The sequence below is a fragment of the Nocardia arizonensis genome (assembly GCF_001310275.1).
In the GTDB taxonomy this organism is placed as follows: Bacteria; Actinomycetota; Actinomycetes; order Mycobacteriales; family Mycobacteriaceae; genus Nocardia; species Nocardia arizonensis.
Map to the genome: position 1 here is coordinate 172,665 of NZ_LGYZ01000048.1, position 12,306 is coordinate 184,970.

Annotated in this window: 13 protein-coding genes; 4 read left to right on the plus strand and 9 right to left on the minus strand. The window is 67.9% G+C overall.

The window, feature by feature from the left end; all coding sequences use genetic code 11:
• Nucleotides 1-23: 23 nt before the first annotated feature.
• The 5 genes from APZ21_RS08000 to APZ21_RS08015 form a co-directional block, all read right to left on the minus strand.
• Entirely contained in the window at nt 24-1,832 is a 1,809-nt protein-coding gene (locus APZ21_RS08000; protein ID WP_162240317.1) for a cutinase family protein, read from the minus strand.
• A gap of 101 nt (nt 1,833-1,933) precedes the next feature.
• A complete protein-coding gene (locus APZ21_RS35975; protein ID WP_275426188.1) occupies nt 1,934-2,059 on the minus strand; it encodes a hypothetical protein in 126 nt (41 codons plus the stop codon).
• Nucleotides 2,060-2,143: 84 nt separating this feature from the next.
• On the minus strand, nt 2,144-2,800 hold the full coding sequence (locus tag APZ21_RS08005; RefSeq protein ID WP_239476540.1) for a GNAT family N-acetyltransferase: 657 nt from the start codon (nt 2,798-2,800) through the stop codon (nt 2,144-2,146).
• 75 nt (nt 2,801-2,875) lie between these two features.
• Nucleotides 2,876-3,088 (minus strand): hypothetical protein, encoded by a 213-nt coding sequence (locus APZ21_RS08010; protein WP_054812580.1) that lies wholly within the window; start codon nt 3,086-3,088, stop codon nt 2,876-2,878.
• A gap of 46 nt (nt 3,089-3,134) precedes the next feature.
• Nucleotides 3,135-3,710 carry a CBS domain-containing protein gene (locus tag APZ21_RS08015; protein WP_054812581.1) on the minus strand — a complete coding sequence of 192 codons (576 nt, stop codon included), beginning with the start codon at nt 3,708-3,710 and terminating at the stop codon, nt 3,135-3,137.
• A 312-nt stretch (nt 3,711-4,022) separates the two neighbouring features.
• On the opposite strand from APZ21_RS08015, the gene APZ21_RS08020 reads away from it, so the two are divergent.
• Nucleotides 4,023-5,072 carry a TerC family protein gene (locus tag APZ21_RS08020; RefSeq protein WP_054812582.1) on the plus strand — a complete coding sequence of 350 codons (1,050 nt, stop codon included), beginning with the start codon at nt 4,023-4,025 and terminating at the stop codon, nt 5,070-5,072.
• A 73-nt stretch (nt 5,073-5,145) separates the two neighbouring features.
• Nucleotides 5,146-5,475: a helix-turn-helix transcriptional regulator gene (locus tag APZ21_RS08025; RefSeq protein WP_054812610.1), complete on the plus strand. Its 330-nt coding sequence runs from the start codon at nt 5,146-5,148 to the stop codon at nt 5,473-5,475.
• Nucleotides 5,476-5,513: 38 nt separating this feature from the next.
• On the opposite strand, the gene APZ21_RS08030 is transcribed toward APZ21_RS08025, so the two are convergent.
• Both APZ21_RS08030 and APZ21_RS08035 read right to left on the minus strand, forming a co-directional pair.
• Entirely contained in the window at nt 5,514-5,999 is a 486-nt protein-coding gene (locus APZ21_RS08030; RefSeq protein WP_054812583.1) for a DUF4231 domain-containing protein, read from the minus strand.
• A 52-nt stretch (nt 6,000-6,051) separates the two neighbouring features.
• On the minus strand, nt 6,052-8,319 hold the full coding sequence (locus tag APZ21_RS08035; RefSeq protein ID WP_054812584.1) for a molybdopterin-dependent oxidoreductase: 2,268 nt from the start codon (nt 8,317-8,319) through the stop codon (nt 6,052-6,054).
• A gap of 468 nt (nt 8,320-8,787) precedes the next feature.
• Here APZ21_RS08035 and APZ21_RS08045 point away from each other — a divergent pair, with 468 nt between their 5' ends.
• Nucleotides 8,788-11,007, plus strand: coding sequence for an MMPL family transporter (locus APZ21_RS08045; RefSeq protein ID WP_307586960.1), 2,220 nt, complete (start codon nt 8,788-8,790; stop codon nt 11,005-11,007).
• Between the two features lie 120 nt (nt 11,008-11,127).
• Nucleotides 11,128-11,370, plus strand: coding sequence for an LOB domain-containing protein (locus APZ21_RS08050; RefSeq protein WP_054812586.1), 243 nt, complete (start codon nt 11,128-11,130; stop codon nt 11,368-11,370).
• Between the two features lie 210 nt (nt 11,371-11,580).
• Here APZ21_RS08050 and APZ21_RS08055 read toward each other — a convergent pair whose 3' ends face one another.
• Both APZ21_RS08055 and APZ21_RS08060 read right to left on the minus strand, forming a co-directional pair.
• Nucleotides 11,581-11,913 (minus strand): Clp protease N-terminal domain-containing protein, encoded by a 333-nt coding sequence (locus APZ21_RS08055; RefSeq protein ID WP_054812587.1) that lies wholly within the window; start codon nt 11,911-11,913, stop codon nt 11,581-11,583.
• Nucleotides 11,914-11,926: 13 nt separating this feature from the next.
• Nucleotides 11,927-12,115 (minus strand): hypothetical protein, encoded by a 189-nt coding sequence (locus APZ21_RS08060; RefSeq protein ID WP_054812588.1) that lies wholly within the window; start codon nt 12,113-12,115, stop codon nt 11,927-11,929.
• Between the last annotated feature and the right edge of the window lie 191 nt (nt 12,116-12,306).

The window sequence follows — 12,306 nt, forward strand, 5'->3', positions numbered from 1 at the left end:
GCCGAGGTCCGCGCACGATTCGATCAGCGATCCGCTTGCCGGGCAATCCTGTCGACGAACCAGCGCGCCAGCCAGTCGACCGCGGTGGTGCCGTCGGCGTCGACGACGTAGCTGCCGTAGCTCTGGTGCGCGCCCGAGACGACGAAGACGGCGGTGCTCAGCGCTTCGGAGACGAGTCGGTCCAGTCCACGTGCACTGTCACCGTCGGCGATGGTGTCGGCGAGCCTGCTCATTTCCGCGCCTGCGGCGCCGCCGAGGTCGGTCACGGCGACGGCGAGGACCTCGGCGGCGGCCGCGGGCACGGCCGCGGCGGATGCGACGATCGCGGCGGGCGGCGCGCCCGCCGCGAGTGCGTCGGTCACCCGCCACAGCGCGTCACGGAGGTCGATCAGTCGTTCGGTCATGGCGGCGATGTCGAATTCCGCGACGGCGCGCACCAATTGGGCCGCAAGCGAGATCGACCCGGTAGCGTCGGGGACCAGACCGAGGATGCGGGAGACCTCGAACAGGTTGTCGCCCGCGGTGCGCAGCAGCGGGGACAGCGCGCGATCGACGATCGCGACGAGGTCGCTCAGTTCTCGTGCCACGGCAGCGATATCCGCGCCCGGACGCGCCATCGCCGCGATGCGGGTCACCGCCAGTCCGATGGCGGGCAGCGCGTCGGCGAATCGGACACCGTCGGCCGCCACGTCGGCGAATCGGTCGATCAGCGCCGAGGGCCAGGCGCGGGCCAGGACATGCCAGGCGGCGCGCACCGCGTCCTCGGAGTGGGCGGCCAGGAGTTCGAGCAGTGGTGCGGTGGCGGTGGTGACGGCACGCGCGGCGTCGGCGGAGGTGACGCGGTCCGTATCGCCCGCGGCCTCGAGGACGGTCAGGGCCGAGTCGAGGTCCGATACGGCGACGCTGTCGAGGATAGCGGCGGCCAGGGCTTCGGGGGCGTTCGGTGCGGCGGCGGCCAACGCGGCATTGGCAGCGGGATTGCGTGTCGCCCAACGGGACAGCTCACGCAGGGGACGCAGCGTTGAGGTGAGTCGGCCCGCCGCGGCGGCGGTGCGGGCGGGTGAGCCGGTGGCGAGGGCGGAGGCCATGCGGTCGATGCCGGTGGCGAGCGCGGGCAGGTTCACGTCGGCGAAATCGGAGCTGAGGAGTCCGTCCAGGGCCGCGGTCGCCGGGTCGGTGGGGATCGCGTCGATGCCGGTTGGCTGGGACAGCAGGCGGCCGAGGGTGCTGAGCAAGGGGCTGGCGGCCGATTCGGTGGCGCAGTATTTGTCGCGGACGGCGCAGATCTGGGCCGTGACGGGGGCGAGGTCGCAGAAGCCGCCGGCGCGCGGTCCCGCCAGCCCGGCGCCGAGGACGGGTGGGCCGATGAAGGTCGCGCCGGCCGTGCCCTGGCGCGGGTCGGCGATCAGACCTACCGCGAGGACACGGTCCGCGGGCACCGGCGATCCGGTGCAGCCGATGGTCGCGGCCACGTCGCCGAGGGCGTCCGCGCCCTGGCTGTAACCCGCGAGAACGAATCTCGTTGCCGGACAGCGTGATCCGATCTCACGCAGAGCCCGCGTTGCGGCGCCGACACCGGTGGCCTTGCTCTCGGCATAGGGCATGCCGTCGAACGCCACCGCGGCGTAGGCCGGATAGCGTGCCTCGAAACGGTCGTCGAGGTCGGCGCGCAGTGCGGTGGCCAGCGGGGCGAGCAGTCCGACCGGCACCTGTTCGTCTGCGTCGGGACCGGTTTCCCAGGTGCCGGGCAGGAAGATCCCCGCCACGGCCGGGCAGTCCGGGTCGGTGGCGGGCGCCGCGGCGGCGACGGTCGGGGTCGCAGTCGCGGCCACGCACGCGACGATGGTGACCAGTTGCCGCATCGTCGGTCCGCTTCGGCCCCCGCGCGTTGCACCCATCGGGCCGCCTCCCATCCTCGGTTCGAGCGCTCGCTTCATTTCATCAGCGACACCCGCTCGTCGGAGTGAAATAGATAGATTTCACTATGGGAGTCGGCGTGTGGGACTTCAGGGCTGGGCTTCAGGTTGGTGGAGGCGATGCCGAGTCCGACGAACAGCACGGTGAGAACGGCCTACGCATTTGGGTTGCGGCGCAACGAAATTCTGACACCAAACCGGCAGATCGAAGCACTTCGCGCGTGCCCTCACGGTTTGATTCGGGCTCCGAATAGCGACAGACACTCCGCTGGCCCGGTCACTTCCACCGGCATGCTCCGACGCGCTTCCCATCTCTCACGCGTCAGCCGCAACCGACGTATCACCGCCGGCCTTCCCCGCACTGCATGCACCTCGAGCCCGTCGGGCTCGTATCCGAGATTGCGTGAGACTCCGTGCGAGCCCAGGTTGTCCTCGAACGCGCCCGATACCGCCGACTCGGCCCCGAGATGAGCGAAAGCCAACTCCAGAACTGCGGCCCGCATCTCGGTTCCGATGCCTCGCCCGTGATGGATTCGGCCGAGCCAGGATCCGGTGTTCACCTCGCAGCAGACCGCGAAGTCCTTCGCACTGATCGTCTGGGTGCCAACCGACTCCCCCTCTCGGAGCACGACGAGATTGAGTGCCCACGCATCGACTTGCCAGTCGGCCCAACATCGCCAGTGCCACCGCAGCACCCGCTGCGCACACTCGTCTGGTTCCGCATCGGTCCACTCCGCAGTGAACGGCTGCACCGCCGGATCATGCACTCCCTCCGCGGCCAGCCCAGCAAGCGCGCCCAGATCCTCCAAACCGGGCAGACGCAGTTCCAGACGCGGTGTCCGCACCCGCAATCCGGCCAAGGGCCAGTACTTCATCAGGCTCATGCCCGCCATCATGGCCGCCGGGCAGCATTCGGGGCCACCGGGTTTCGCCAGCGGCGGACCCGGAAACGGTCGCGATCAAGAGAGACGATCGGGGGAATACAGACCGGTTGAATACGGGTCGTTGCCAGTCCCACACACCGCCTCGCCGATGGCACCGAACTCGATGTTGCGCATCATCGCAGGCAGGAACGAGCGGACAGTGGCGAATTCGCCCGGATAGCTGGAAGCCACCGGCGCCGGCGTCCGAGGATTGATCTGCGGCGTGGGCCGGTCGCGGGTGATGGCCATCGCGCGTCCTCCGTGCGGTGGCAGGCGCATCGGTCGCGTCGGCCGGCTATGAGCTGGTGACGGGGTGGATGGCGGTGAGGGTGACATCGCGGACGCCGGGCACGGTGCGTACCAGGGCGGTGGCGATGCGGCGTTCGGAGTCGTCGGCGAAGACTCCGGTCAGGGCCACGGTGCCGTCGCGGGCGCTGGCGTGCCAGCGACGGGTGCGGGTGTAGTCGTCGAGGCGTGCCTGGGTGCTGACGGTGATCGCCTCGTCGGGGCGCAGCATGATCCGCAGCGCGTCGCCGCGGCTGAACATGCCTTGGACGCGCCCGTCGCCGTCGAGCACCGGCAGCGAGCGGACCCCGTGGCCCAGCAGCATCCGCACCACCTCGGCCAGATCCTGGTGGCCCGCCGCGGCCATGGCCGGGGTTGTCATCACCTCCCGCACCGCGACCGCGGTATCGGGTTCGCCCGCGCGCAGGATGTCACCGCTGGTGAGTACCCCGGCCAGTCGCTGGTCGCGATCGAGCACCGGCAACGCCGCGAACCCGCGCTCGCTCAGCGTCACCGCCGCCACCCGCACCGGGGTGTCCTCACCGACCGTCACCACCGGACGGACCATCACATCGTGTACCCGCATCGCAGTCCTCCTCGACTTGTTCGGAACGATCGCCGGCCAACACCGACATAAGAACCATAACTAGCGAAATTTAATTCGTCAATCTTGACAGAAGAAGTTTGTTTCGTGAATTATGGATGCGGAAGCGCGGACACCGCTTCGGTGGTGCCCAGCCGATGGGAGGCCCCTCGGACCAGTAACCATCTACGGCCCCGCGGGCCGGCGCGGGGAACCGTTGCCGGCCGAACCCGCCGCCACGTCGGCCCGAACCCCAAGTCGTTCATTGTTTTCCGCGCGGTATGACCGCGCTCCCGACAAAGAGAGGATCCGATCATGTCGGTTCCGTTGTGGATGTGGCCGGCGGTGCTGGCAGTCATCCTGGTCATGCTGGCAATGGATCTGTTCGCCCACCGCAAAGCCCACATCGTGGGCGTGCGCGAAGCCGCGGCCTGGTCGGCGGTCTGGGTCGCGTTGGCGCTCGGCTTCGGCGCGCTGATCTGGTGGCGGTGGGGTGGAGAATTCGCCGCCCAGTACTACGCCGGCTACGTGATCGAGAAATCCCTGGCCGTGGACAACGTGTTCGTCTTCGCGGTCATCTTCTCCTACTTCGCCGTACCGCGCGAGTACCAGCACCGGGTGCTGTTCTACGGTGTGCTGGGCGCGCTGGTCCTCCGCGGCACCTTCATCGCCGCCGGATCCATCCTCATCGCCGGCTTCGCCTGGATCCTCTATGTCTTCGGCGCCTTCCTGGTCGCCACCGGCATCAAGATGGCCCGCCACCGCGACGAAACCATCGACCCCGACAAGTCCCTGGTGCTGCGCTGGTTCCGGCGCCTGGCCCCGATGACCGACGGCTACCGCGGCCAGAGATTCTGGGTCAAAGAACACGGCCGCCGGCTGGCCACCCCGCTGCTGGCGGTCCTGGTGCTGGTCGAGACCACCGACATCGTCTTCGCCGTGGACTCCATCCCCGCCATCTTCGCCGTCACCAACGAACCCTTCCTGGTATTCACCTCCAACGCCTTCGCCATCCTGGGCCTGCGCGCGATGTACTTCATGCTCGCCGACCTGATGCACCGCTTCGTCTACCTCAAACTCGGCCTCGCGATCGTGCTGGTCTGGGTCGGGATCAAGATGCTGCTGCTCGAGATCTACAAGATCCCCACCACCCTCTCCCTGGCCGTGGTCATCACCATCCTCGCCGTCGCCGTCACCGCCAGCTGGACCCGCACCCGCACCACCCCCAGCACCACGGGCGATCCGGACCAGACCGAGCCCGAGCGGCAGACCGGACAGGTCGACGCCCCCGCCCACGGCAAAACCCTGATCGACCCCACCATGCTCACCCCGACCGGCCCTGACACCGCGGACCGGCGCCCCTGAACCAGACCGCATGCCCACCCAACTCGACACCGGAAGGTGGATACCGGAAATGGCGATGGTCTATCGTGCGGGTATGCCCCCCCGCGACACCACCGGCACCCCCGACCGCACCACCGCGCCGGAGCCATCGGCGTCGCGGGGCTGGACGTTCCTGACCAACCACGCCCACGTGCTGGTGTGCCTGTCACGCGACGGGGACCTGACCATGCGCGAACTGGCCCAGGCGATCGGCATCACCGAACGCGCCGTGCAGGCGACCGTCGCCGACCTGGTCGCCGACGGCTACCTCACCCGCACCAAGAACGGCCGCCGCAACACCTACACCGTCCACGGCGAGGGCCGCCTGCGCCACCCGCTGGAATCCCAGCACACCATCGACGAACTCATCACCGCCCTGCGCTGAACCGTGCCGCCCGCCCGGCCGACCCTCCGCCCGCCGGCTCAGTCCTTACCGGTCGCCACCGCCGCGGGCGACGTCATCGCCTGCTCGCGCGCCGACCACCGCCGACCACCGTCCCAGGTGATCGCCTCGACGGCCTTCACCAACTCCACCGCCGCCCCACCATCCGCATACGGCGGCGCCTTCACCAGATACAGCGCGACCTCGCGCTCGATCGCGTACTGGATCCGACTGTCCTGCAACCAACTCTCGTGCAGACCGAACGCCGTCCGCACACCGGTCGCCACCAGCACCGCCGCACCAAGCAGCGCCACCACCAGGTCGGGCAGATCCGTCACCGCCACCACCGGAATAGCCGCCGCGCCAACGATCGCCGCCAATTCGGTCAACGCATAGGAGCGACGATGCCGTCGACCGCCCTTGCGATACGCCTCCCATTTGGCGATCACCGGAACCGGCAGATCCTCATCGTCGCGACGGGCAGTGCGCATCCAATGCCCCGAACTCCACGGGGCGCGAATCCTCATGTCTCCATCATCGCCAATACCGCCCGGTCCGCACGCCGAACGAGCGCCCCGGCTACTCCGACACGGCGGGCGGACGAATCACCGACACCTCCGGCGCCGCACCCACATACGCCTCCACCTGCACCAACGCCAACTGTCCCGTGCAGCCCTGACTCAGCGACGACGCCGGCCGATCCGCGGTCAACACATTGGGATTACCGTGCCGACACAACGACGGCTCCGCCGGATCCGGGTCGTACCAACTGCCCGTCGACAACTGCGCGACCCCGGGACGCACCGCATCATCGACGATCACCCCCGCCAGACACGCACCGCGATCATTGAACACCCGCACCACATCCCCCGCCCGCAACCCGCGCGCCCGCGCCTCCAGCGGATGCAACCGCACCGGCTCACGCCCGGACACCTTCGCCGACCGACTGTAGTCCCCCACATCGAGCTGACTGTGCAACCTCGCGTGCGGCTGATTCGCCACCAACTGCAACGGAAACCGTCCGGCCGACTCCGCGCCCAACCATTCCTCGGGTTCGAGCCAGCGCGGATGCCCCGGACAATCCGCGTATCCGAATCCGTCGATCGTCTCGGAGAAGATCTCGATGCGCCCGCTCGGCGTCGCCAGCGGCGACCCCACCGGATCGGCCCGGAAATCTGCACACAACACCTGCCGCGGATCCGGCACCGGAATCTCCAGCGAACCATCACGCCAGAACGCATCGAAATCCGGCGCGTACGCCGGTCGCCACTGCTCATACATGTGCCGCAGCCATTCCCCCGCCGTCCGGCCCTCGGTGAAATCCTTTCCCACACCGAGACGTTCGGCCAGATCACCGAAGATCGCGTAGTCGTCACGCGCCCGACCGTGCGGCCGCGTCAACGCGGGCATCGCGAAGAACACCGGATCCACCCGACCCGTGCCGAAATCGTCACGCTCGATACTCAAGGTCGCGGGCAGCACGAAATCGGCGTGCCGGGCCGTCGCCGTCCAGAACGCATCGTGCACCACGACCGTGTCCGGCCGCTGGAACGCCGCCCGCAACCGGGTCAGATCCTGATGGTGATGGAACGGATTCCCGCCGCACCAGTACACCAGTGCGATATGCGGATAGGACAACCGCATGCCGTCGTAATCGAAAGCCTCCCCCGGATTCAGCAGCATGTCCGCGATCCGCGCCACCGGGATGAACCGATCGATCCCGTTGCGTCCCTGCGGAAGACGCGGCACCGAATGCGCGCGCGCAGGCTCGCCGATCGCCGAGGTCGACCCGTAACCGTGCCCGAAACCCCCGCCGGGAAGGCCGATCTGGCCCAGCGCGGCCGCCAGCACCACCCCCAGCCACAGCGGCTGCTCACCGTGGCGTGCCCGCTGCAACGACCAACTCACGGTGATCAACGTGCGATGCGCGGCCATCTCCCTGGCCAAGGTCCGTATGCAATCCGCTGTGACACCGGTGATCTGCTGGGCCCACACCGGATCCTTCACCACCCCGTCGACACCGCCGCGAACGTACTCGACGAAACGGTCGTAGCCGACCGTATACCGGTCCAGGAACGCCCGATCCGCCAATCCTTCCGCATCGAGAACCTGCACCAGCGCCAACATCAAGGCCGCGTCGGTGCCCGGCCGCGGCGCGATCCACTCCGCTCGCGCCTGCTCGGGCATGTCGTCCCGCAACGGACCGATCGATACGAATCGACATCCGCGCTCACGCGCCGCCGCGATCCACCCGCGCGTATCGTGCCGTGCCGCACCACCGACCCCGACCACGGAATTCTTCGGTGAGATCCCGCCGAAGGCCACCACCAACTCCGTGTGCTCGGCGAGCACGGACTTGGCCGTCGACGACCGCTCCAACCAGTCCATACTGCCGATCACATGCGGCAGCAGCACCTCCGCGGCCGCCAGACTGTAGCTGTTGACGCTGCGCACATACCCGCCGAGACAGTTCAGGAACCGGTGCACCTGGCTCGTCGCGTGATGGAACCGCCCCGCGCTCGCCCACCCGTACGACCCGCCGTACACGCCGTGCGGACCACGTTCGCGATATACCCGCGCCAACTCTCCGGCCAACAGATCCAGCGCACGATCCCACGACACCGCGACGAAATCCTCCTCGCCGCGCCCACCACCGCCCGGTCCGCGCTCCAACCAGCCCCGGCGCACATACGGCCGATCGACGCGCGTGCGATCGTGCTGAGCCGAGACCACATTCCCGATGAGCGGGGACGGCTCGGGATCGCCCGACCACGGCCGTACCCGCGTGATCCGGTGTCCGTCGGACTCGGCCTCGAACGCCCCCCAATGGGCCAGATGAATGGTCACCCTCCCACCGTACGGATCTGCGCAATCCCGCACTGCCGCATGCGGAGACGACCATCGGCTCGGCCCGCGACGCGCCCGGCGGAGCGTATCCCAGCCTGCTGTGTGCAGCACCACATACCCGCGGGTTCGGTATCGCCGGTCGGCGCGTCCGCACGGTACTCGGCCATGCCGCCCCGGCCGCCACCGCATCGTCGGATCGCAGGTCATCGCGGGGAATCCGGCAGCCGAGCGCCCGTATCAGCGCGATGGATTCCGCCGCGCCGTCGAGTCCGATCCGATCGGACCCGATGACCCGCGCGTCGAATTCGAGATGATCTTCCGCGCCCGCCACCTTAGTTAAACGTTCACATTTCACTGCTGTCTGTACCTTTGATGGCGAACACCCGCGAGCCACCCCCGGAAAGGAAGCGGCCCCTTGGCTTTCCGCGCAACACCTCGACCCGCACCGACCAGACGCCGCGGAGACCGATGATGTTCGCACAATGGGGCACCCTCGTCACCAGATGGCGATACGCCGTCCTCGGCATAGTCATCGCCGCACTCCTCGGACTCGGCGGCTACGGCATCGGCTTCGAACACCACCTCAGCTCCGGCGGACTCGACGACCCAGGATCCGAATCCGCGCGCGCCGCACAGCTCGCCGACCGCGCCTTCGGTCGCAACCACGACTTCGACGTCGTCGTCCTCTACACCGCACCCCAGGGGAGAACCGTCGACGACCCCGACTTCAGCCGCGCCGTCATCGACAACCTCAACAGCCTCCCGCGCGAGCACCCCGACGAGATCGCGGGCATCAAGGCCGCCTACTGGCGAACCGACACCGGCAACCCCGCGGGCGCCGCGGCCGCCACCCCCGACAGGAAATACGCCGTCGCGGCCATCGCCCTGCGCGGTGACGACGACACCGAGACCATGCGCAACTACCGTGAGGTCAAGGACGCCTTCGCCATTCCCGGAATCGACGTCCGCGTCGGCGGACTCCAACCCGTCGGCGGCACACTCAACGACACCCTCGCCCAGGACACCCGCCGCGTGGAGCTACTCGCCATCCCCGTCGTCGCCGTCCTGCTCTTCATCATCTTCGGCGGCGTCGTCGCGGCCGCCCTTCCGCTCGTCGTCGGCGGACTCACCATGGCCGGCGCCAATGGCATCGTCCGCATCATCACCAACTACACCGAGGTCAACTCCTTCGTCTCCCCCGTCGTATCCATGATCGGACTCGGCCTCGCCATCGACTACGGCCTGTTCATGGTCAGCCGCTTCCGCGAAGAGCTCGCCGAGGGCTACGACACGCCCGCCGCCGTCCGCCGCTCGGTCATGACCGCCGGACGCACCGTCGTCTTCTCCGCCACCATGATCATCGCCAGCCTCGGCGGCATGCTCCTGTTCCCACAGGGCTTCCTCAAATCCATGGCATACGGCGCAATCGCCACCGTCTCACTCGCCGCGCTCACCGCCATCACCATCCTGCCCGCCGCTCTCGCCGTCCTCGGCCCCCGCGTGGACGCACTCGGACTGCACCGCTTCCGCCGCACCAGGACCGCACACGAGATCGAAACCGGCTTCTGGGGCCGCTGGACCGACTGGGTCATGCGCAGGCCCGTCCAACTCGCCATACCCCTGAGCATCGTGCTGCTGTTGCTGATACTGCCCGTGCGCAACCTCGTATTCGGCGGCTTCAGCGAACGCTATCTCCCACCTGACAATCCCACCCGCCTCGCCCAGGCCGCCATCGACGAACACTTCGCCCAGCGTCGCTCCGACCCGCTGGAGCTCATCTTCGTCTCCGACGACACCCTCGCCATCGGCAGCGTTCTCGAACAGGCCAATCGTGCGCCCGGCCTCGCCGAAGAGTTCGCCATTCCCTCGCACTCCACCGTCGAACGCGACGTCTACCGCACGCGGGCCATCCTCACCGACTCCGACGAAGCGGGCGTCACCATCGAATACCTGCGCTCCCTCGACGTCCCCGACGACGTCACCCTCCTCGTCGGCGGCGTACCCGCCATCCAGAAGGACAGCATCGACGCCCTGCTCTACCGCATCCCCGTCATGATCGCGCTCGTCCTGCTCCTCACCACCCTGCTCATGTTCCTCACCTTCGGCTCGCTCATCCTGCCCATCAAGGCCGCCGTCATGAGCGCACTCGGACTCGGATCCACCCTCGGCATCCTCACCTTGATCTTCGTCGAAGGCCACGGCGCGAGCCTGCTCAACTTCACACCCCAACCCATCCAGGCCAACGTCCTGGTCCTCATCATCGCCATCATCTACGGGCTCTCCACCGACTACGAGGTGTTCCTGCTGTCCCGCATGGTCGAGGCCCGCGCCCGTGGCGCCGACACCACCGAGGCCATCCGCGTCGGCACCGCCCACACCGGCGGCATCATCACCGCCGCCGCACTCATCCTGCTCGTCGTCACCGGCGCGTTCGCCTTCTCCGACCTCGTGATGATGCAGTACATCGCCTTCGGCATGATCGCCGCGCTGTTCATCGACGCCACCGTCCTGCGCATGCTGATCGTCCCCGCCACCATGAAACTCCTCGGCGACGACTGCTGGTGGGCCCCGGCCTGGATGAAACGCCTCCAACAGCGCATCGACCTCGGCGAACCAGTCCTCCGCGACGAACTACCCGACCGCAGACCCGAGTCCACCGAACTCGTCACGGTCCCGAATCGGTCATAGCAATCCGATACATCTGACCCCCAAGACACTCGACCGCGCACGCCCGCGCGGGTTCGCGGGCCATCTCGAAACGCGCAGCGACATACGATCGGCGCCTACTACCCGGGCGAGGACTGGTATGTGACCGGCGCCGACCGCCAAGACGCGATCCGCGCGCTCACCACCGAGGTCGACCGACGCATGCAGGACCCGACCTACGGTGCCGCGGCTGTTGGTCGAGTCGACGTTCGAACGCGAGGGTGTTGTGGGCGGGGGCCCGGTGCGGTCGCCGCGGTGCGGGAGGCGTTGCTCGCGTTCGCGGATCTGCAGAAACCGGAGTTCGTCGACCAGGCCGACGGCACCAGGGCGATGAGCGGAGAGTGAGCACGTGCGGACTTCTTCACCGCCCTGGACAGACTGCCCAGCGTTCGAAAATCGACCGTTTCCCGAACGCGTGGGTTCCAGCGGTCAGGGCCAGGTGGTGCGTTCTGGCTCCGGTCGGGGGCTGGCTGTGTGGCGGTAGCCGGGTGAAACCGACCCAGCTGCCCGGCGATATGGGTTCTTGCCTTTGCCATCGGAGTCGGTGGTACTTGGTCAGGAGTTCCGAGCGAGTTCGTCGGCGACCGGCCCGGTCCGCACCGTCGTGACGGTGACCGGATTGTCGGTGCCGACCGTTGCCGCCTGTACCGGGGGCAGGTTGTCGAGCACGACCTGGCGCAACTGCTCGAGGGTCAACGCCTCCCCTTTCGGCCACACCCATGCGAGGAACGACCGCGGATCCGCGAGCACAGCGGCGAGCAGGTGTTCCTCGGCCAGATAGTTGTAGGCGTGTTCGTTGGCGAACTCTGCTGCGGCGAGCAGTATCTTCTCCAAGCTGACAGTTACCCATGGGGTGATGGTGGTGGTGGATTCGTCGCGCTCACTCATGGTGCCTCCGAGGTCAGGGAAAGACTTGCATGTCACCGTAGAAGCCGTGGATGCAGGTGTACTGGCCGTTCTGCTCCAGAATGACCACGCCCCCGCCGTCTTCGCAATCGCTCCACGTCACCGCCGACGCCGGCGCCGACACGGCGATCACACCGGCGACCATCGCCGCCCCGATCAACGCGGTCCTGAAAACCTTCAACATGATGCCCTCCCATGGGGATTTCTCCCCCGTCAGTGCAGATCTGACTACACTTCGAATTCTTTCAAGATCACCGCGTCCGAGTAGTCGGGTGGCAGGTCCCACCCGTCCCACGGTTCGACGAATCTGATGTCGATGTAGATATCGCGCGGGTGGTCGGCGAACGCGGCGAGAGAAACCTGCTGTGGACCGCC

Coding starts and splice junctions, on each gene's coding strand:
- APZ21_RS08045 (WP_307586960.1), top strand. CDS start 8,788: ATGATGTTCGCACAATGGGGCACCCTCGTCACCAGATGGCGATACGCC.
- APZ21_RS08020 (WP_054812582.1), top strand. CDS start 4,023: ATGTCGGTTCCGTTGTGGATGTGGCCGGCGGTGCTGGCAGTCATCCTG.
- APZ21_RS08055 (WP_054812587.1), bottom strand. CDS start 11,913: ATGAGTGAGCGCGACGAATCCACCACCACCATCACCCCATGGGTAACT.
- APZ21_RS08015 (WP_054812581.1), bottom strand. CDS start 3,710: ATGCGGGTACACGATGTGATGGTCCGTCCGGTGGTGACGGTCGGTGAG.
- APZ21_RS08010 (WP_054812580.1), bottom strand. CDS start 3,088: ATGGCCATCACCCGCGACCGGCCCACGCCGCAGATCAATCCTCGGACG.
- APZ21_RS08025 (WP_054812610.1), top strand. CDS start 5,146: ATGCCCCCCCGCGACACCACCGGCACCCCCGACCGCACCACCGCGCCG.
- APZ21_RS08005 (WP_239476540.1), bottom strand. CDS start 2,800: ATGAGCCTGATGAAGTACTGGCCCTTGGCCGGATTGCGGGTGCGGACA.
- APZ21_RS08030 (WP_054812583.1), bottom strand. CDS start 5,999: ATGAGGATTCGCGCCCCGTGGAGTTCGGGGCATTGGATGCGCACTGCC.
- APZ21_RS08060 (WP_054812588.1), bottom strand. CDS start 12,115: ATGTTGAAGGTTTTCAGGACCGCGTTGATCGGGGCGGCGATGGTCGCC.